This is a genomic window from Aeromonas sp. HMWF017 (assembly GCF_003061465.1).
GTDB lineage: Bacteria > Pseudomonadota > Gammaproteobacteria > Enterobacterales > Aeromonadaceae > Aeromonas > Aeromonas veronii.
The window spans coordinates 70,632-88,905 of sequence record NZ_QAJD01000062.1 but is presented as its reverse complement, the minus strand read 5'-3'; the positions used below and the strand labels follow the sequence as shown (position 1 = coordinate 88,905).

Genomic DNA, 18,274 nt, shown 5'->3' with positions numbered 1-18,274 from the left:
CCGCCATATCCTCGGCTACCTGCAGGACTTTCTGTTCGAGCCCAAGCGGGCCAGAACGCCGGTCAAGGCGCTCTCTGGCGGTGAGAAAAACCGTCTGCTGCTGGCCAAGCTGTTCCTTAAACCCAGCAACCTGCTGATCCTCGACGAACCGACCAACGACCTCGATGTCGAGACTCTGGAGCTCTTGGAAGAGCTGCTGGCGGACTATCCGGGCACTCTGCTGCTGGTCAGTCACGATCGTCGCTTCATCGACAATACGGTAACCGGTTGCTGGCTGTTTGAAGGGGATGGCCGCATCAGCGATTACGTGGGCGGCTATGCCGACATGATGGCGACCCGCGAGCAGCAGCGTGCTCAGCAACAGGCCAAGAGCACACCGGTGAAGGCTCCCGAGCCGGTCGTTGCCGCCGCGCCAGAAGCGCCGAAGAAAAGCAAGAAGCTCTCCTACAAGCTGCAGCTTGAGCTGGAAGGGTTGCCTGCTCGTCTTGAGCAGCTGGAAGCCGAGCTGGATGCGCTGCAAAGCGAGATCAACCAGCCTGGGTTCTTCTCGCTGCCGGCAGATAAAACCCAGCCGAAACTCGATGCGCTCAATGCCGCTGAAGCCGCGCTGGAGCAGGCATTTGCTCGCTGGGAAGAGCTGGAAGGACTCAAAAATCAGGAGTAAGTTCCCTGTAATTAAAACTTAATCCAGTTCAGTGCCTTGTGTCACATAGCCCGGTTAGGGTGGAAGTTTTTGTTTGACCGAGTGCGCTCGCAGGAGTAAAGATGAAAGCGACCGATGCAGAATTGGTCGCTTTTTTTGTTCCACGAAGAGGGTCGTAGATGATGAAGAGACAGAAGCGGGACCGTCTGGAAAGAGCTCGTGCTCGTGGTTATCAGGCTGGCGTGGTCGGCAAACAGAAAGAAGCGTGTCCGTATCAATGCCTGGATGCCCGAGGGCATTGGCTTGGTGGTTGGCGTGACGCCATGGAAGGGCGGGGCTCAGGCCTCTTCATGAAGTAGCAGGTACTTCATCACTCATTACAAAAGGAAAGGGGCCGTTGTGGCCCCTTTGCGTTAATGCTGTTTTACCACCAATCAGAGAGATCAGAATGCGGTGGTATCTTTGAACAGGCCCACTTTCAGGTCGGTGGCGCTGTAGATCGGACGGCCGTCGACTTCGACCACACCATCAGCAATTCCCATCACCAGCTTGCGGTTGATGACACGCTTGAAGGTGATCTTGTAGGTCACTTTCTTGGCTGTCGGCAGGATCTGGCCGGTGAATTTCACTTCACCTACGCCCAGAGCACGACCCTTGCCGGGGCCACCTTTCCAGCCAAGGAAGAAGCCAACCAGCTGCCACATGGCGTCCAGACCGAGACAGCCAGGCATCACAGGATCACCCGGGAAGTGGCAATCGAAGAACCAGAGATCAGGAGTAATGTCGAGCTCAGCCAGGATCTCGCCCTTGCCGTGTTCGCCGCCGTTGTCATTGATCTTGACGATGCGGTCCATCATCAACATGTTGGGGGCAGGCAGCTGACTGTTACCCTCACCAAACAGTTCGCCACGGCTGCAAGCCAGCAGCTCTTCACGGGTAAAAGAGTTCTTGCCCTGTTCGCACAGGGAAAGGCGGGCTTCCATGGTGGTATTGTCTACGGTCACGCGGTATTTCCTTCAAATGGGTCAAAGCCGGGCCAATTTAGCTTACAGTTGTTCGCTAAACAACTCCGATCACTTCATCAGCGGCCAAACAGGCGCCCCAGCAGGGATTGCAGCAGTCCGACTTTGGCAGTGGAGCCGTTCAACTCGTCCAACCGCTCCTGAATACGGCCAAACAGGGTATCGGGCATATCAGGCTCACCGGCGACACAGCCAGTCAGCAACTCGATGGCCTCTTCCACATGATCCACCGGGTGGATGTGGAACTGGCCTGCTTCAACCGCTGCAATCACCTCGTCAGAGAGGTTCAGCTGCTGGATGTTGGTGCCCGGCAAAATGATCCCTTGCTTGCCGGTGATGCCGTGTATTTTGCACACCCTGAAGAAGCCTTCAATCTTCTCGTTCACGCCACCAACGGCCTGCACATTGCCAAACTGATCGACCGCACCGGTCACGGCGAAGTGCTGATAGATAGGCTGGCGGGCGAGGGCAGAGAGCAGGGCACACAGGCCGGTCAGGGAGGCACTGTCGCCATCAATTTCGTGGTAAGACTGCTCGAACACCAGATTCGCCGACAGAGGGGAGGGGTTCTCTGCGCCAAATTTGTTGGAAAGATAGCCGTGGATAATCATCATCGCCTTGGCGTGGATATGACCGGCCAGCTCCGCTTTGCGCTCGATATCCGCCACATCGCCATCACCAAGGTGTACGGTTGCGGTGAGGCGCACCGGCTCACCGAAGTCATAAGGGTGACCGGAGACCTGAATGACCGACAGGCCGTTGATCTGGCCAATCTCTTCGCCATCGGTTTGCAGCAGGATCTGGCCGTCGATAACCCCCTGATCGGACTGCTCTACCAGATAGTTGAGGCGGTAATCCTGCTCCTCCAGTGCGCCGCGGATATGCTCGTCGTTGACCACATCAGATCCCAGCTCCCGGGCCAGACTGTCAGCCATCCGCATGATGGCGGAGAGTTGAACTTCGGAGAGCGACAACCACTCCTGATGGTCACAGAGGCGGCTGGCATGACGACAAAGGGCGGCGAGGGCGGCTGGCGTGAAGTCCAGCAGGTTCCAGCGCTGGCGCAGCCAGGCCAGGTACTGCAGAAATTCCTGCAGATCCTCTTCAATATTCACCTCTGACACCAGATCCGCGCGCAGGAAGATGCGCTCGGACATGTCCCGATCCAGCATCTGGAACTCGGCCACGTCGAGTCGGTCACCCACCAAGATCAGCTTGAGCTTGATGGGGGTTGCTTCAGGCGCGAAGAAGGGAGTCAGGGTTTTCCCTTCCTGATAGGCGTTCCAGTCCAGCTCACCTTTTTGCATGGCATTTTTCAGCTTGAACCAGAGATGTGGCTGATCCAGCAGCTCGTCCAGTTGCAAAATGAGGTAACCGCCGTTGGCTTCGCGCAGCAAGCCAGGCTCCAACAGGTGCTGGTTGGCGTAGACAGAGCCTTGTTCGGTCTGGTAGTTGATGGAGCCAAACAGGGTATCCCAGTTGAGGTCACGGCCATAAATCACCGGCGCTTCCTGCGCTTCGTGGTGGATCAGCAGATTGATCAGAATGGGGTGCTGAAACTCCAGACCCAATGCCACGTGAGCCGCCAGATCGGAGAGGAAATCATCGATTTTCGGATCATTGTTCTGCTTGCGCATGATGCGGGTCACGATGCGTTCGGCATCGAGATGGTGGCTCAACAGCTTGAGCAGCTCGCCAACCATTTCGCAAAACTCGATGCCGGTGCCCGGTTGCAGGCGCAGCCAGATAGGCTTATAGGGGTTGTTCAGATTCTCGGTGTAGCAGAGGTCAAACAGGTCACCGTCCTTGCCATTGGAGTCGGCAATCAGCGTCTGGCAAACGCCTTCGTAATCTGCGCCGGGAAACCCGTTGAGCAGCATGACCGGACAGTCACCATCAAAACTGGCAAGACGTTTGATGCCGGAAATGGCTCTGGGTTGCAGCGCAGCAAAGGGGATAGGTTCAAGCTCGCTGAGCTTGGGGAACTGTTCAAGCGCAAAAGCGGGTTTTAATTGTTCTGATGTTAATTCAGCCACTTAAGACATCCGGTCGAAGATAGGATCAATTGTTGCCATTATACACAGTTCAATAAGTGGTGACAGGAAACAAGATACTTAATTTAACATAATATACATTATGCGCAGTGACGGTGACAGGAGGACGGAATGAAGAGAACTGAACAATGGAGCCGCTTTGATGCGGTTGACTGCTTGGCCACCGAGGCCGATATGGTTGCCTATCTGCAAGCAGCTCTTGAAGATGGCGAATCCGGCGCTGCTGACTGCGGCGTTTGATGATGTGGAGCGCGCTCGCGCCAAACTGCGTGGCCAGCCGCGCTACACGCTGGAAGAACTGTTGGCTCAGTGTGATCCCAATGCTGGTACATTTGATGAGCTTGATAGGATGTTGAATTCAGGGTCAGAGATTTGATCTTTTATTCTCGTATGCCGTTCAACTTGTCCATGGGAATGTATTGTGCGATAAAAATGAGGCCTCTCATGAGGCTGCGCTAATCAACTATAGAGGATCCTTGAATGGCAAAGAAGCCTGCACCTAAGTACCGTGACGCAGAAACAGGACAGTATGTTCCAAAGAAATATGCAGATAAGCACCCCAGTACAACGGTGAAAGAAACTGATAAACCGAAGAAAAAGTAAATGAGAGCTACTTGTAATTAATGCCGATAATCCCATTTATCGGCATCATCGTGAGAGATAACAAGTCTTTATTCAGCCGGTTCTGCGGCACAATTCCTTCATCAGTCCAGCACATGACGATGAGCCTTCACGAATGCCGGTCTCGGCCAGCTTAAGAAGAGCTTCACCCAAGTCAGCAAGACCGGCCATCCGGTTCCCCTGTTGTTTGGCAATGTAGAGGTCGGCCAACTTGGCCAACTGATCCGCCAAAGCCCCCTCGCCCACAACATCTACTCGCTCAACCAGAAAGCCAGGCGGTGCCCTTTTCCTGGTCGAAGTAGTCATCCCAATGAATCAGACATTCCCTCTCCCCTTAGTCGATATTATGAAACCACAAATGTCCCATTTTGATACAAGAGTCCACTATTAAATCAGTACGTTGTGCTGGATTCCCTTCCCTTATGGAACGTTAAGTTTGATTTTCGCAGTTATAACCCTCGTTATTACAAAGAATATTCTTAGAAATATCTGTCCCCTACTTGAGAGGTCTCTCTCTGGAAATATTGATACTCCTTCTTGTAAAACAGCCATAAAAATGCCGACTATCGCGATAGATTCCCCTCCCCTTAATCCTCACGGCTTATTGTTGTGGCTGGCATGATTGCGACTTTTTTGGAAGTCGGGTCAATTCATATTCAAGGCACGTTTGGCGATGGCCAATGTGGGTGGCTGGCAGGTCAAGTAGAGGTTGTTGTTGAACTGCTGCAATATGCGTTTGAGCTCGTTCATATCATCGGGATGGAGGGTCAAGGACCAGAGTGCTCTGGGCTGGCCGTGATGGAGGCCATTGGTATAGATAATGGTGCAATCTTCGATACGCAACTCTTTGCAGTGGGCCTCCATCTGCAGGCCCACATCCGGAAACCAGATATGCAGCGTGCCTGAAGAGATAAAGGTGAACTGGGCTATGAGCGACCCTTTGCCAACGATCTTGAAGGTCTTTTCCACCACTGCCACTTGCATACCCGCTCCTTGGTATCTCGTCAATATTGACATCAATATCACCAATGATGACTGGATATGCAAGTGTGATAACAAGGCGCTGTTCAATACGAATATGACTGCTTCCGGCATGTTACTTAGCTTTCGGCATCGGGTGGTCTCGGTGTTTCAGCAAGCAATTTCGTTTTTTGCTTCTCTGCTATGGGATAAATATGTATGACGCAGATGGCAAGGTGCCTGTAAGCAAAAAATAATCCCTGAGCCGATTGCCATCCGGAGAAGTACAACATCGCCGCACCAACTTCTATGACATCCCAAGCAAGATATTCTGTGTTCTAAGAGCAGTTAATAAAAATCAGGGTCCCATGTCACGTTGTTCGTTAGTTATTGCGAGTGTTATCTCTCATGTGCTGATTCAATCGGTCCAGCGGCTTTTGCTGGGCGCTCTCATGTCGTTCACTGTTGCTGGAGTGCAGGTATTTCGAAGTGGTGTCGATGCTGTCATGTCCTGCATCGGCTTGTACGTGGGAAAGCGGTCGACCGTGCAGGTTGATGTCATGGGTGATCCCGGTGTGACGGATCGCATGGGGAGAGAGTTGCCGCATTTCAGCCGCATCCTGGACAAATCCATCCTGCTCTGCCAATTCTGCGCCTTTACCGATGATCACCATGATCAAATCCCGTAGCTGGCGAATTCCAAGGTTGGCGTTAAGTTCTCCTTGCTCGCGGCCGTGGGCTGCCGCTTTATGGCGAACGAACAGTGGCGTCTGTTCATCCGGTGTCGGCAAGGGAGAGAGACCGAGGAAACGGCGGTAGCGTTCGAGTGCCGCCAACAGCGCTTGGGATACCGCCACGGTACGCCGTTTGCCCCCCTTGCTTTGCGGAATAAAGTAGCCCCAGACGCCGGTTTTGCGATCCCGCCTGAACTGCCCCATCACAGGGGTAAAGCCCGGCCGGGCTGCAACCTCAGAGATCCGCAGATAGCAGGCGTACATCAGAATGGTGAGAAAACGGCTGCGCTCGTGCTGCTCCGGATGGTCGTTGGCAAGGGTATCTGCGGCCTGTATCACGTATGACCACTGCAACTCACTGAAGGCCTGCACCTGATCATCGGCCTCCTGCAGTTGCGGCCGTTTGACCCGCTGCAGTAGCAGAGCGGGATTCCTGTCCATGTACTCCTCCTGGATCAGGAACTGGAAGAAGGCCGACAGGATGGCGAGCTTGGTCTTCATCGCCTGCTCGCTAAGACGATAGGGCAAGGTGCGGCCCAGCTCCCGCTTGCCGAGAAACGGTCGCCATTGCGGGTTGGGCAACCGCTCTCCCCACTCCTTGTCGAGGACAAATTGCGCTACGTTGCGATAGGCTATCAACTCGTCAGGGGGGGACTGACAGTAGTCGAGATAGCGGATCATGATGCGGCGAGTGAGATCTTTCGGGCTGATGGCAGCCTCTCGAAAGCACCAGTGCAAAAAAGTGGTCAGTTCGCTGCGATAGGTTTTGTAGTTGTTTTCGCTGTTGCGCTGCTCTAGCAGCCAATCGACCGCCAGTTCGTAAACCAACCCGGCATCGGGCACATCGTTGAGGCTGAGGTTGGCAAGGTACTGATTGACCTGCGGGTTGCCAGCTTCCAGATAGATAAGACTGTCAAACAGCGGCATGGCCGGCGGCAAGGATAATGGGTGTTGAGTCATGGTGTTGCTTGTTGATGATGAATCGATATGTGCCTGTGAGCCGAGATGATAAAAAAGGGCTCGTGATAGATGAATGCGGCTTCTGCTAGTTTTTGTTCTGTCTCTTGTTATTGCTGATTGAGGTCACCGGGAGCGATCTGGATAACGATCTCTCCACTGTTTGCTCATTATTTCCTCATAGATCTGGCTGGTGTCGCTCAGTTGTGTACGCTATTTAGTTATGCATGGGATATGCATCCTTGTTAAAAAATTCTCGGGGTAAATAGCCGTAAAAATGGATTTAAATGCAATTAAAGTGAATGCTGCGAGCTATTTATCCCGAGAAATAGCAGGTCTGTGCAATCAGGCAACCTGTTTGAGTGGCTTCTCCTTGCGCTTGGCCGCTGGAGCCTCTTCTTCCTTCGTGCCTGCCTGAACCTTGCCGCCACGCAGCAGGGTTTGCAGCACATCACGCTGCTCTGCCAGGTAGAATGCCAGACTCTCTTGCTGCTCTGGGGCCAGCTCGATCGGGGCGCCAGCCAACAGGGTCATCAACTCATCGGCCGTATCCAGCAGCTTGTCATAGGCATCGGCCTCTTTTTTGCTGGCAAAGGTCATTTTTTCCACTCCCCCACGAACAACCACATATTTGATCTCGACAGCCATGATGGCCTCCTCTTGGTGATGATGGATAGAGTATATGTATGGATATACAGTATTGCAAATAACCTCACCGGAAAAGAGTTCGCCGGGGTCTAGCGACAAAAACCGCGCTGGATCAAGCTGTCTCAAAGTGCCATTTGACTTCCACGCCTGACTGGTCGGATCATGGCCTTATGACGATCGTACGACATTTGTTTATCCTGCTGATGGTAGAGGTGCTGCTCCTCGGGAGTATCGCCCACTTGGTCGTGGGACTCACCTGGTTGCTGACCCTGCTGTTTGTAGTGTTTGCCCTGCTTGGGTTGCGCTGCCTAGTGGTGCTCGGCAGTTGGCTGTTTACCCGTTTCTACCCCTCCCCGGCTATCGGCCCCTGGCGCAGGGTGAAGATGATGGCTCAGGAGATGCTGGCCTACCTCTACACTTTCACCTTGTTGCTGCCGTTCGAGCCTTTGCTGATGGCACCCGATCGGCTGCGTCCATCCTTGCGCCCCATATTGCTGGTGCATGGTTACGGTTGCAGTCGCGGTATATGGCGCACCCAGCGCGCCCGATTGGAAGCCGCAGGCCATGTGGTTGCCACCATTACCCTGATGCCTCCATTTGGTCATATCGATGAGATGGTGCCGCTGCTGGCCACCCGGATTGACGATGTGCTGGCGCAGACCGGTGCTGACAAGCTGGTGCTGGTCGGTCACAGCATGGGGGGGCTGGTCTGTCGCGACTATCTGGCTATCCATGGTGGTGACAAGGTCGCGCGCCTGATCACCCTGGCAACGCCCCATCAGGGCAGTCAGCTGGCCGCCCTTGGGCTTGGGGCCAATGCCCGCGAGATGGAGCCAGGCTCCGGCTGGTTGCAGCGTTTCGCTTCGGTGCCGCTTTGCGTACCCGGCATCTCGGTGCGTACCAGTCACGACAACGTAGTGATGCCGCAGGAACGGCAACGATTGGCGGGAATGGAAGATATCGAGTTGCCCGCCATCGGGCATCTTTCTCTGCTCTATTCCCGCCGTACGACTGATCTGCTGCTTGATCTGCTGTCCCGAGTCTGACCCTCCTTATTCGTCCTTCAACTGTTATTTCAAATAAAACAGGGGCCTGATTGCTCAGGCCCCTGTTGATCTCTTTATCCCATCACCCGGTTAGAAGTGTATCCCCTTGATCAGGGTCGAGACGGCAACCTGATCGGCGGTTGCTTTGGATTTGTCGCCATCCTTGGGATCGGCAAAGGTGCGGAAGCTGGTGTTCATGATGACCTGGGCGACACGCGGCGCCAGAGCGTGAACCACTTGACCAAATACCCCGAGGCGAGTAGCCAGACGAACGTGCTTGTTGATGATGGTATCGCATACCAGATCGGCCGCCTCTTCCGGCGTCATCATCGGTACCTGCTCATAGACCTTGGTCGGTGCGACCATCGGCGTTTTCACCAGCGGCATATTGATGATGGAGAAGCTGACCCCCTTGTCGGCAAACTCGGAGGCGGCAGTCCGCACCCAGGCATCGAGGGCCGACTTGGAGGCAACATAGGCGGAGAAGCGCGGCGCATTGGTCAACACCCCGATGGAGGAGATGTTGATGATGTGGCCTTTCTTCTTCTCGATCATGGTGGGCAGCACCCCCATGATCACCTTGAGCGCGCCGAAGTAGTTGAGCTGCATGGTGCGCTCCAGATCGTGGAAGCGATCGAAGGAGTCCTCGATGGAGCGGCGGATGGAGCGGCCGGCATTGTTGACCAGAATATCGACGCCGCCGTGATCGACCACGATGCGAGCGGTGATCTCCTCGGCCTGCGCCAGATTGGAGAGATCCCCCTGATAGATCTCGATGGTCAGCCCCAGCTCGGCAAACTCGGCTTTAGTCTCGGCAATCTTCTGCTCGTCGCGGGCGATGGTAACGACGTTGGCCCCCGCCCCCGCCAGCTTGCGCGCGGTTGCACGGCCAATGCCTGAGGTGGCCCCGGTCACCAACACCACCTTGCCCTCTACCCGACCACGCAGGGAGCGATCGATGAAGAGCTCCGGGTCGAGGTGACGCTCCCAGTAATCCCACAGCCGCCAGGCGTAGCTGTGCAGCGGCGGCACTTCGATACCGGTCCCTTTCAGTACCCGCTGGGTTTCGCGACTGTCGAAACGGGTGGGATAGCTGATAAGGCGGAACACATCCTTGGGTAGACCCAGATCGGCGATGGCGGCATCGCGGATGCGGCGCACCGGCGCCATGGTCATCAGCATGGCGGTCAGGTGGCGGGGAATGAAATTAAAGAGAGAGGCGTTGATGCGGATCGCAGGCTCCGGCGCATGGGCGGCGCGGGAGAAGGTGCTCAGCATGTCGCCGACCCGCATCGGGTTGGGGTCGGTCAGGTGGAAGGTCTTGTTCTCCTCTCCCTCCTGATGGGCGATATGCTCCATGGCATCGACCACAAAGTTGACCGGCACGATATTGATGCGCCCGCCCTCAACCCCGATGGCGGGCATCCAGGGCGGCAGCAGACGGCGCAGCTTCTGGATGGTCTTGAAGAAGTAGTAAGGGCCGTCGATCTTGTCCATCTCGCCGGTATTGGAGTCACCGACAACGATCCCCGGTCGATAGACTCGCCACGGAACTGTGCACTCATTGCGCACAATCCCTTCCGCTTCGTGCTTGGTCTGGAAGTAAGGCATGTCGAGGTGTTCGGCCTCATCGAACATGTCCTCGCGAAACAGACCGTCAAACAGGCCCGCTGCAGCGATGGAGCTGCAGTGGTGGAACTGCCCCGCCCCCAGCCGCTCGGCAAGTTGAACAGCCTGACGGGTCCCTTCGGTGTTGACCTGCTGCTGGATCCCCGCCTTGGCGTTGAGATCATAGATGGCAGCCAGATGGAAGAAGTGCTCGATCTTGCCGATCAACTGCTCCTGTATCTCGACCGATACCCCCAGCAGCGGTTGCGTCATGTCGCCAAAAACCGGGACTGCGCGCGATTCATCCACATTCCAGAATGAGAACAGCTCTGGCAATTTATCCTGATGAGAGGCGCGCATCAGAAAATAGACGGTACAGTCGGGATGCTGTTGGAATAACTTTTTGATCAATCGACGCCCGATAAAACCACTACCGCCAGTAATGAAATAGTTCATAAAGAGAATCCTGCTACTGATTAGGGTGTTACTAGGTTGTTAGATATATCACGATTCATATGGGAATCCGCAATTTGATTGTCGGTTCGTGAGCAAACCCTAATTTCGGTGGTGTGCCTGTTCCGTTATTAGGTAGAACCCTCTATTTTTTGTCCCTAGACTGAAGTTGAAAAATCAGTAATGCCACAACCCGATTGCAGTTTCGTTGTCGCCATTACATTTATCTGTCGTTATTAAAGGAGAAGATCATGGCTAAGAAATTGAAAGCGCTGGCAGGGTCAGTGACCGACAACCAACTCACCTCCACCATCAAGGAGTCCACCCAGCAGATCTGGTTGGCGGGTCTGGGTGCCTATGCCAAGGCGCAGGAAGAGGGTGGCAAGATCTTTGAAGCCCTGGTGCAGGAAGGTGAAGCGCTGCAAGCAAAAACCCGTCAGAGCGCAGATGAGAAGATTGCCGCTGTGACCGACAAGACCGCCAATACCTGGGGTCGTCTGGAGCAGGTGTTTGAAGACCGCGTGGCCCGCGCTGTGGCCAGCCTCGGCATTCCGACCCGCAAGGATATCGACAAGCTCTCCAAGCGCATGGCCGAGCTGACCGACGTGGTCCAGCAACTGCTGGATGCACAGGAAGAGGAGGCCCCGGCCGCTGAAGCCAAACCGGCTGCCGCCAAAAAGCCCGCTGCCCGCAAGCCTCCGGTAAAGAAGGCACCGGTAGCCAAGGCTAAAGAGGCCGTGGTTGAGCAGGCCGCCGATCTCCTCTCCGCCGCTGAAGATGCGGTGAAAGAGGTGAAGGCCAAAGCAGAGAGCGTTCTGCCCTGATCCCTCGCGGTGACGGAAGGTGATTGATACCGGCCCATGCCCTGCGCTGGGCCGGTCTTGTCATGGTGAATGTCATGGATAGGGAGGCGACGCTATGAGTACCATCGCAATTGCCCTTGCTGGCGGCGGGCCGCTCGGCGGCATCTACGAGATCGGTGCCTGCGCAGCCCTCTCTGACAGCATCAACGGCTTGCGCCTTGACCATGCAGATATCTATGTTGGCGTCAGCTCGGGGGCCGTAGTGGCATCGGCGCTGGCCAACGGTATCTCGCCGGCTAAGCTGGTGCGGATCCTGCTCAGCGATGATTCGGGGGAGATGTTTGACCCGGCCACCTTGCTGCGCCCCGCCTTTCGTGAATATGCCGACCGCCTGACCTCGATCCCGCCGCTGGCGTGGCAGAGCCTGACCTACTATCTGGCGGCGCCCTGGAAGCGCAGCCTATTTGAATCGCTGCAGGGACTCTCCAAGGCCATTCCGACCGGACTGTTCGACAACCGCGGGGTGGATCGCACCCTGACCCAGTTTTTCTCTCGTCCCGGCCGTAGCAACGATTTCCGCCAGCTGCGCAGTCGGTTGTTTGTGGTCGCTACCGAGCTCGATACCGGCCATCCGGTCGCCTTCGGCAGCCCGGGGCTCGATGACGTGCCCATCTCGGCGGCGGTACAGGCGTCGGCAGCCCTGCCTGGCCTCTTTCCCCCTTCATTGATTAACGGTCGTTACTATGTGGACGGGGCGCTGATCAAGACCCTGCACGCTTCGGTAGCGCTGGAAGAGGGGGCGGATCTGGTGTTCTGCATCAATCCGCTGGTGCCCTATGATGCGAACATGGCCGCCGGCGCGCCGACCAATCTGGTGGACAGCGGTCTGCCGGTGGTGCTGGCCCAGACTTTTCGCGCCATCATCCACTCCCGCATGCATGTGGGGATGGATCGCTACAAACACCAATATCCTGACGCCGACGCCCTGCTGTTTGAACCCTCTTCTGCCGATGGCGAGATGTTCTTCACCAATGTGTTCAGTTACCGGGATCGTCGTCGCCTCTGCGAGCACGCTTACCAGCATACCCGCCGCGATCTCTGGCAGCGTCGTGACGAGCTGGCGCCGGTGCTGGCCAAGCATGGCCTCGAGCTCAATCTGGCCGCGCTGGCCGATGAAGATCGCACCCTGCTGGCCCCCGGCATTGGCTCGGTTGCCGCCCTCGACAAGTCGCTGGAGCAGTTACAGCACTGGCTTGCCAAACGCTATCGCCACGGCGTGCGTCGTTCATCACCAAAGGAGTAGCATGGATCGCAAACCCAAACGTCGTACCCGGGAGCGGATCCTGACCACTGCCCTCGCCTGCTTCAATCGACAAGGGGAACCCAGCGTCACCACCTCGGCCATTGCGGCCGAGATGGAGATCAGCCAGGGCAATCTCTACTACCATTTCCACAACAAGGAGGAGATCGTCAACGCCCTGTTCTGCGAATTTGAACAGCAGATGGATCGCCTGCTGGAGGCGGTCAGCTCCCCGTCCGATGAGCCCGAAGATATCTGGCTCTTTCTCCACCTGATGTTTGAAGCCATCTGGCAGTACCGTTTCCTCTACTACGATATCGCGACCCTGATGAGTGGTTATCATCAGGTGGAACAGCGCTTTTCCGCCCTGCTGCGCCGCAAGGAGCAGACCGCCATCGCCATTTGCAACCATCTGCAAACGGCCGGGCTGATGGAGGGCACGGCGCAACAGATGCGCACGCTGGCAGCCAATGTGGCGCTGGTTGGCACATTCTGGATCTCTTATCAGCGGGCACTGCACCCCAAGGTGGACGCCGATATTGCCCTCGGCGTCTTTCAGGTGATGCAACTGGTCGCACCCTATTTGCGGGCCGATGTCCGCGCTCATCTGGGCGCCCTCGCCCACCACTACACCGACAAGGTTTGATTCACATGCTACAGGGAGAACAAGCATGACCACTTCACAACTCGAATTTGTCCCCTTCCCCTACGCGGATGCGGCCTATGACTATGCCGGCCAGAAGCTGGCGGACAACTGGGATCGACTCCATCAGGGGGATGCCGAACCCTGGCCCGAGGATGAACAGGTACAGGATGCCTGGCGGGCCTATCATGCCGGGGATTTTGCCCAGGCCGTCGCCCTTGGCGAAGCTGCCGGTGAGGCGGGCCTCAATGTGGCGAACAAGGCGCTGGTGATCCACGCCAGCTACCTGCTGGAAGACAAGTATGCCAAGCGCGCCGCCTTTGAGCGGGCGGCCAGCCATGCCGAGAAGCTGCAAAAGCGTCAGCCCAGGAACGCCAACGCCTGGTATTTCCACGCGCTGGCACTCGGGCGCTACAGTCAGGTCATTTCCATCTCCAAGGCCCTCTCGCAAGGAATTGGCGACAAGATCAAGGCAAGCCTTGAGAAGGCGCTGGAGCTGGCGCCAGATCACGCCGAAGCCCATATTGCCTTTGGTGCCTGGCATGCGGAGATCGTCGACAAGTTGGGGGCCATGATCGGCGGCCTCACCTATGGCGCCAAGAAGGAGGAGTCCGAGCGTCACTTCAAGGAGGCGCTGGCGCTGATCCCCGACTCGGCTATCGCCCGCATGGAGTACGCCAACGCTCAGGTAATGCTGCACGGCAAGAGCCGCCTGAAAGCGGCCGAAGCCCTCTATGCTGAAGCGGCCGAGTGCGAACCCATGGATGCGATGGAACGCCTCGATGTGGAGGCGGCGCGGGAAGAGCTGGAGGATTAACCGCCACTCTTGCCACGGATAGATAACAAAACAAGAGGCCAACCCGCGGGTTGGCCTCTTTTATGATGGGGCAGACCGGCTGGCTACGCCGCCATCGGTCTTTCAAATGCTCGCTCAACCGAGCAGCGCATCCAGTCCGTTGGGGTCAAATAACAGCTCCGGCTCCATCAGCACCAGCAACAGCAGTTGCTCGAACTCCACCGCAAACCGCTCGACCACCCGATCCGGATCCGGTACCAGCTTCTTGTCGGTGATAAGGCCCAGTTGCACTTTGTGATCGTAAGAGAGGATGGAGACGCCGACGCCGATATCCCCCGATTGCGGCACCCAGAACAGCGGCTGACGCAATTTTGCGCCGGCCAGATAAAGGGTCTGCTGCGGGCCAGGCACATTGGTGATCACCGCGCTGGCCTTGGCCGTGAGCAGCTCGACGGCCTGCTGCTGTACCGCATTGGGGGCCATGCCAAGGGCATGTAACAGGTTGAGCACCACCACGGGTTGTAGAGAAGTGCGCAGCGCCTGCATCCGGTCACGTACGGTATAGAGCCGCTGCAACGGGTGTTCAACATCCAGTGGCAAGTCCAGGGCCACCAGCCCGAAGCGGTTGCCAAGTGCCCCCTCATCGTCAGGTGCACGCATATTGACTGGCACCAGGGCGCGGATCTTGACCTTGTTGGCATCATCCCCCTTCTCCTGCAGGTAGTGGCGAAACGCCCCTGCGGTGGCGGCGATCAGCAGATCGTTGACCGAGCAGCCCAGCACCTTGCCCACCGCCTTGATATCCGGCAGATCAATTTGCTCCGACCAGGCCACCCGCTTGGTGCTGGTAGTCTTGCCACGCAGGCGGCAGGGTGAATCATCACCGAGGGTGGCGATATTGCACAGCTCGCTCGCCACATCCCGCCCGGTCTTGAGGTAATCCACCGCCTTGGTGGGATGGGTGACCACTTCGACATATTTGGACCAGAGGCTACCGGTCAGCTTGAGACCGGCCCGCACCAGACGGCTGCCCTGGTGGCAATCCTCCTCATCCTCGTCATCGCTGTCATCCAGTGGCTCCGGTGACGGTGGTCGCGGCGCCCCTTCCGGGGTGTTATCCATCATGGTCAGCATGGCCCGCACCAGCGAGAAGCCGTCGCCCATGGCGTGGTGAATGCGCACCACCAGCGCTTGCCCACCCAGCGACGTGTCGGTCAGGTGCATATCCCACAGGGGGCGCTGGTGGTTGAGCGGCGTCGAGGCGAGATCGGCCACCAGCTTCTCCAGCTCCAGCTTGCCTGCTTCACCCGGCAGGATCACTCGCTTGAGGTGCTGATCGAGATCGAAATCGGGATCATGACGCCAGTAGTAGGAGCCCCCCTCCAGCACGGCCCGTTGGTGGAAGCGGGGTTGCACCGAAATGGTATGGCGCAATCCGGCCCGCAGACGCGCTTCATCAAGCTCCCCTTCAAACATCAGGACACCGATGATCTGCATCAGGTTGTTGGGTCTGTCCATGCGTAACCAGGCGGTATCGACGCAGGAGATAAATTCACTCAGTGGCATGGTTGTTTCCCTACAAAATGAATTTACCGAGGCGGCAAATTGCACCTGTCCTCATATCCGGATGAAGACTTGATGCAATCAGAATGACTTTAATGAGTGCCGACTCGAAATATGAAATAAAGATGAAAGATTACTGACAAATAGAATCAAGACCTCGCTGGATAATAAATCTGACAAACCATATGGCTTGCAAACTTATTTCAAACAGCCATCGTTTACAGCTGTTTTATTTAAAACCAGTGCAACGAAGAGTTTCAAACACGTTTGGGGCAAGGTAAGCGATTGTCGACATAATCGAGGATCTCCTGCTCCAGTACGCTGCGTACAGGCAACAGCATCAAACCAAGATGCACTTCCAGTTCCAGGGTATCTTCGTCCAGGGTGAGAGTGCCATGTACCCCTGAGCCGCGAAAACGAAGCACGGTCTCCTCTTCATCTGCCCATTCGCAATCGAGTTGATAGCTCTCGCTCATGTCCGCAGCGATGGCTTCGGCCGCGAGACGGGCGGCGGCCAATCCCAGCGGATGCTGACGGCTGATCTGAATGATAGAGAGTGCGCTGCTACCAGCGAGCGAGTTGAAGAACATGGTCGTTACTCTGGGTCATAAGTTAGTTATTGATATTAAACACATGTTCACAACAAATGAAAGGATGGTTCACATAAATGGGACTCACTTAACAGAGTCGAGAGGGATGAAGGCCATCAGCGGGGCATGGCATTTATTCCCTATCCCTTGCGCGCTACACTTGTCACGTAACATTCAGCAAAAGCTGCTTGTTTTTCATTCACTTGTATCTTCGTATCACCCAATTCCCATCAATGGGCCCAAGGCCAGAGAACTGTAGATGACGCATCAAGAACATGCCCACGACGACGATAGCACCCTGGGTCGGCTCTACCGCCAGCTCAAGCGGGTTGCAGCCTTGCGCGAGCAGATGCGTGCCCACCCGGAAGATCAGCAGGATCGGGATCGGCTACGCCAGTGGCAGGCCGACCGGTTGGGGCGAACCCATCGTGATCTGCTGGAGAGTGACCGCTACGGCCCTGCCGCCGAGTTCTTCCTGACCGACCTCTATGGCCCGGGGGATTGCGCCCGCCGCGATGCAGATGTGATGCGGGTGATGCCGACCGCCGAACGGCTGTTGCCGGAGTCCGGCCTCAAGGTGCTGGCGCAGGCGATCGAGCTCGACGCTCTCTCCGAAGAGCTGGACTACCTGATGGTGGTGGCGCTACGGCGCATTGATAGCATAGCTCCCATCACGCCGGACCACTACACCATCGCCTATCGTGCCGTGGGTGAACAGGCGCGCCGGGAACATCAGATTGCGTTGGTGAGCGAGCTTGGGATGACGCTGGACAAGCTGGCGAGAAAACCGCTGCTGGGGGCGACCCTCAAGCTGGTGTCAGGGCCCGCCCATTTGGCGGGGCTTGGCGAGCTTTTCTCCTTTGTCGAGCGTGGTTATCAGGTGTGTCATCAGATGGGGCGTGCCAACGAGTTCCTCGAGACCATCGCCAGTCGCGAGATGGCCATTATGACGGCGCTCTTTAACGGCGACAGCAGTGCGCTGGGGTAAGGCTTATCGAGGGATAAGCCGCCAGAATAACAAAGCGGGCCGATGGGCCCGCTTTTCGTTTATCGCTGTTTGCCTGTAGATATCGGTCAGATCACCAACAGATCCATAAAGGCATGTACCGGGGTGGCGGCAAGGCGCGGCCCATCCTGACAGAGGGCCAGAATGTCGCTGACCCGTTTGGCCGGGAAGCGGGTGGCCAGATTGTGCTGGAATTTCTCCACCAGCAGCGGGATCCCCTCCTCCCGCCGGCGACGATGACCGACCGGATACTCCACCTCCACCTTGGCGGTGTGAGTGCCGTCCTTGAAGAAGATCTGGATGGCGTTGGCAATGGAGCGCTTGTCCGATTCCAGATATTCACGGCTGTAACGCTTGTCCTCCTGCACCACCATCTTGCTACGCAGCCCATCGATGCGGGGATCTGCGGCGACGTCGTCCTCGTAATCCTCGGCGATGAGGCGACCGAAGATGAGCGGCACCGCCACCATGTACTGCAGGCAGTGATCCCGATCGGCCGGGTTATTGAGGGCGCCAACCTTGCTGATGATGCGAATGGCCGACTCATGGGTGGTGAGCTCGATACGGTCTATCTCGTCGAGCCGCCCCTTCACCTGCCCATGCAGCTTCATGGCGCACTCAACCGCGGTCTGGGCATGGAACTCGGCGGGATAGGAGATCTTGAACAGCACGTTCTCCATCACATAGCTGCCGTACCCCTGATTCAGGGAGAACTGGTTGCCCTTGAACAGCACATCGTAGAAGCCCCACTTGGGCGCGCTCAGCACGCCGGGATAGCCCATCTCGCCGCTCATGGTGATAAGGGCGAGGCGCACTGCGCGAGAGGT

Annotated in this window: 20 protein-coding genes and 1 pseudogene; 11 read left to right on the top strand and 10 right to left on the bottom strand. The window is 56.7% G+C overall.

Annotated elements, in window-relative coordinates; translation table 11 throughout:
- A partial coding sequence (locus DBR30_RS21710; protein ID WP_258224300.1) for an ATP-binding cassette domain-containing protein occupies positions 1–664 on the top strand: 664 nt, incomplete at its 5' end.
- A gap of 158 nt (positions 665–822) precedes the next feature.
- Positions 823–1,002: a ribosome modulation factor gene (gene rmf / locus DBR30_RS05830; RefSeq protein ID WP_005315693.1), complete on the top strand. Its 180-nt coding sequence runs from the start codon at positions 823–825 to the stop codon at positions 1,000–1,002.
- Positions 1,003–1,086: 84 nt separating this feature from the next.
- Here rmf and fabA read toward each other — a convergent pair whose 3' ends face one another.
- Together fabA and DBR30_RS05820 are read right to left on the bottom strand one after the other, a co-directional pair.
- A complete protein-coding gene (gene fabA / locus DBR30_RS05825) occupies positions 1,087–1,647 on the bottom strand; it encodes a 3-hydroxyacyl-[acyl-carrier-protein] dehydratase FabA (RefSeq protein WP_005336586.1) in 561 nt (186 codons plus the stop codon).
- A 77-nt stretch (positions 1,648–1,724) separates the two neighbouring features.
- Positions 1,725–3,701: a Lon protease family protein gene (locus DBR30_RS05820; protein ID WP_108588235.1), complete on the bottom strand. Its 1,977-nt coding sequence runs from the start codon at positions 3,699–3,701 to the stop codon at positions 1,725–1,727.
- A gap of 129 nt (positions 3,702–3,830) precedes the next feature.
- Between DBR30_RS05820 and DBR30_RS21705 the strand changes: the two genes are divergently transcribed.
- The 3 genes from DBR30_RS21705 to DBR30_RS21695 all read left to right on the top strand — a co-directional run bounded on the left by DBR30_RS21705 (position 3,831) and on the right by DBR30_RS21695 (position 4,322).
- Positions 3,831–3,959: a hypothetical protein gene (locus DBR30_RS21705; RefSeq protein WP_258224299.1), complete on the top strand. Its 129-nt coding sequence runs from the start codon at positions 3,831–3,833 to the stop codon at positions 3,957–3,959.
- On the top strand, positions 3,925–4,095 hold the full coding sequence (locus DBR30_RS21700; protein WP_235673162.1) for a hypothetical protein: 171 nt from the start codon (positions 3,925–3,927) through the stop codon (positions 4,093–4,095). Before DBR30_RS21705 ends, DBR30_RS21700 begins: the two co-directional genes overlap by 35 nt.
- Before the next feature lie 104 nt (positions 4,096–4,199).
- Entirely contained in the window at positions 4,200–4,322 is a 123-nt protein-coding gene (locus DBR30_RS21695) for a multidrug transporter (RefSeq protein ID WP_108540654.1), read from the top strand.
- Positions 4,323–4,394: 72 nt separating this feature from the next.
- On the opposite strand, the gene DBR30_RS05800 is transcribed toward DBR30_RS21695, so the two are convergent.
- From DBR30_RS05800 to DBR30_RS05785, 4 genes are all read right to left on the bottom strand, one after another.
- Positions 4,395–4,646: a hypothetical protein gene (locus tag DBR30_RS05800; protein WP_108540656.1), complete on the bottom strand. Its 252-nt coding sequence runs from the start codon at positions 4,644–4,646 to the stop codon at positions 4,395–4,397.
- Positions 4,647–4,985: 339 nt separating this feature from the next.
- Positions 4,986–5,324 (bottom strand): hypothetical protein, encoded by a 339-nt coding sequence (locus tag DBR30_RS05795; protein WP_108540659.1) that lies wholly within the window; start codon positions 5,322–5,324, stop codon positions 4,986–4,988.
- Positions 5,325–5,683: 359 nt separating this feature from the next.
- Positions 5,684–6,961 carry a tyrosine-type recombinase/integrase gene (locus tag DBR30_RS05790; protein WP_181363502.1) on the bottom strand — a complete coding sequence of 426 codons (1,278 nt, stop codon included), beginning with the start codon at positions 6,959–6,961 and terminating at the stop codon, positions 5,684–5,686.
- Positions 6,962–7,336: 375 nt separating this feature from the next.
- Positions 7,337–7,639: a YebG family protein gene (locus DBR30_RS05785; protein ID WP_005333111.1), complete on the bottom strand. Its 303-nt coding sequence runs from the start codon at positions 7,637–7,639 to the stop codon at positions 7,337–7,339.
- Between the two features lie 170 nt (positions 7,640–7,809).
- Between DBR30_RS05785 and DBR30_RS05780 the strand changes: the two genes are divergently transcribed.
- Positions 7,810–8,685: an esterase/lipase family protein gene (locus DBR30_RS05780; RefSeq protein WP_108539435.1), complete on the top strand. Its 876-nt coding sequence runs from the start codon at positions 7,810–7,812 to the stop codon at positions 8,683–8,685.
- A gap of 90 nt (positions 8,686–8,775) precedes the next feature.
- Here the strand turns inward: DBR30_RS05780 and DBR30_RS05775 are convergent, their stop codons facing one another.
- Positions 8,776–10,749 carry an SDR family oxidoreductase gene (locus DBR30_RS05775; protein WP_108539433.1) on the bottom strand — a complete coding sequence of 658 codons (1,974 nt, stop codon included), beginning with the start codon at positions 10,747–10,749 and terminating at the stop codon, positions 8,776–8,778.
- Positions 10,750–10,997: 248 nt separating this feature from the next.
- Here DBR30_RS05775 and DBR30_RS05770 point away from each other — a divergent pair, with 248 nt between their 5' ends.
- The 4 genes from DBR30_RS05770 (at position 10,998) to DBR30_RS05755 (ending at position 14,309) form a co-directional block, all read left to right on the top strand.
- Complete coding sequence (locus tag DBR30_RS05770; RefSeq protein ID WP_005333118.1) at positions 10,998–11,570, top strand: phasin family protein; 573 nt, start codon at positions 10,998–11,000, stop codon at positions 11,568–11,570.
- Positions 11,571–11,664: 94 nt separating this feature from the next.
- Positions 11,665–12,852 (top strand): patatin-like phospholipase family protein, encoded by a 1,188-nt coding sequence (locus DBR30_RS05765; protein WP_108588233.1) that lies wholly within the window; start codon positions 11,665–11,667, stop codon positions 12,850–12,852.
- A gap of 1 nt (position 12,853) precedes the next feature.
- Positions 12,854–13,495: a TetR/AcrR family transcriptional regulator gene (locus DBR30_RS05760; protein ID WP_108542523.1), complete on the top strand. Its 642-nt coding sequence runs from the start codon at positions 12,854–12,856 to the stop codon at positions 13,493–13,495.
- 25 nt (positions 13,496–13,520) lie between these two features.
- Positions 13,521–14,309, top strand: coding sequence for a hypothetical protein (locus DBR30_RS05755; protein WP_108542522.1), 789 nt, complete (start codon positions 13,521–13,523; stop codon positions 14,307–14,309).
- A 114-nt stretch (positions 14,310–14,423) separates the two neighbouring features.
- On the opposite strand, the gene DBR30_RS05750 is transcribed toward DBR30_RS05755, so the two are convergent.
- The gene (locus tag DBR30_RS05750; RefSeq protein WP_005333122.1) at positions 14,424–15,854 is read right to left on the bottom strand and encodes a wax ester/triacylglycerol synthase family O-acyltransferase; all 1,431 of its coding nucleotides are present in this window, start codon (positions 15,852–15,854) and stop codon (positions 14,424–14,426) included.
- Positions 15,855–16,108: 254 nt separating this feature from the next.
- Complete coding sequence (locus tag DBR30_RS05745) at positions 16,109–16,441, bottom strand: polyhydroxyalkanoic acid system family protein (protein WP_108542521.1); 333 nt, start codon at positions 16,439–16,441, stop codon at positions 16,109–16,111.
- Between the two features lie 259 nt (positions 16,442–16,700).
- On the opposite strand from DBR30_RS05745, the gene DBR30_RS05740 reads away from it, so the two are divergent.
- Positions 16,701–17,429: an FFLEELY motif protein gene (locus DBR30_RS05740; protein ID WP_108588232.1), complete on the top strand. Its 729-nt coding sequence runs from the start codon at positions 16,701–16,703 to the stop codon at positions 17,427–17,429.
- Positions 17,430–17,515: 86 nt separating this feature from the next.
- Here the strand turns inward: DBR30_RS05740 and prpD are convergent.
- Positions 17,516–18,274 (bottom strand): annotated as a pseudogene (prpD, locus tag DBR30_RS05735) (2-methylcitrate dehydratase); the annotation flags it as partial.

Excerpts from the sequence above, each read along its gene's own strand:
- rmf (WP_005315693.1), top strand. The coding sequence starts at position 823 with ATGATGAAGAGACAGAAGCGGGACCGTCTGGAAAGAGCTCGTGCTCGT.
- DBR30_RS21705 (WP_258224299.1), top strand. The coding sequence starts at position 3,831 with ATGAAGAGAACTGAACAATGGAGCCGCTTTGATGCGGTTGACTGCTTG.
- DBR30_RS21700 (WP_235673162.1), top strand. The coding sequence starts at position 3,925 with ATGGCGAATCCGGCGCTGCTGACTGCGGCGTTTGATGATGTGGAGCGC.
- DBR30_RS21695 (WP_108540654.1), top strand. The coding sequence starts at position 4,200 with ATGGCAAAGAAGCCTGCACCTAAGTACCGTGACGCAGAAACAGGACAG.
- DBR30_RS05800 (WP_108540656.1), bottom strand. The coding sequence starts at position 4,646 with ATGACTACTTCGACCAGGAAAAGGGCACCGCCTGGCTTTCTGGTTGAG.
- DBR30_RS05795 (WP_108540659.1), bottom strand. The coding sequence starts at position 5,324 with ATGCAAGTGGCAGTGGTGGAAAAGACCTTCAAGATCGTTGGCAAAGGG.
- DBR30_RS05790 (WP_181363502.1), bottom strand. The coding sequence starts at position 6,961 with ATGCCGCTGTTTGACAGTCTTATCTATCTGGAAGCTGGCAACCCGCAG.
- DBR30_RS05785 (WP_005333111.1), bottom strand. The coding sequence starts at position 7,639 with ATGGCTGTCGAGATCAAATATGTGGTTGTTCGTGGGGGAGTGGAAAAA.
- DBR30_RS05780 (WP_108539435.1), top strand. The coding sequence starts at position 7,810 with ATGACGATCGTACGACATTTGTTTATCCTGCTGATGGTAGAGGTGCTG.
- DBR30_RS05775 (WP_108539433.1), bottom strand. The coding sequence starts at position 10,749 with ATGAACTATTTCATTACTGGCGGTAGTGGTTTTATCGGGCGTCGATTG.
- DBR30_RS05770 (WP_005333118.1), top strand. The coding sequence starts at position 10,998 with ATGGCTAAGAAATTGAAAGCGCTGGCAGGGTCAGTGACCGACAACCAA.
- DBR30_RS05765 (WP_108588233.1), top strand. The coding sequence starts at position 11,665 with ATGAGTACCATCGCAATTGCCCTTGCTGGCGGCGGGCCGCTCGGCGGC.
- DBR30_RS05760 (WP_108542523.1), top strand. The coding sequence starts at position 12,854 with ATGGATCGCAAACCCAAACGTCGTACCCGGGAGCGGATCCTGACCACT.
- DBR30_RS05755 (WP_108542522.1), top strand. The coding sequence starts at position 13,521 with ATGACCACTTCACAACTCGAATTTGTCCCCTTCCCCTACGCGGATGCG.
- DBR30_RS05750 (WP_005333122.1), bottom strand. The coding sequence starts at position 15,854 with ATGCCACTGAGTGAATTTATCTCCTGCGTCGATACCGCCTGGTTACGC.
- DBR30_RS05745 (WP_108542521.1), bottom strand. The coding sequence starts at position 16,441 with ATGTTCTTCAACTCGCTCGCTGGTAGCAGCGCACTCTCTATCATTCAG.
- DBR30_RS05740 (WP_108588232.1), top strand. The coding sequence starts at position 16,701 with ATGACGCATCAAGAACATGCCCACGACGACGATAGCACCCTGGGTCGG.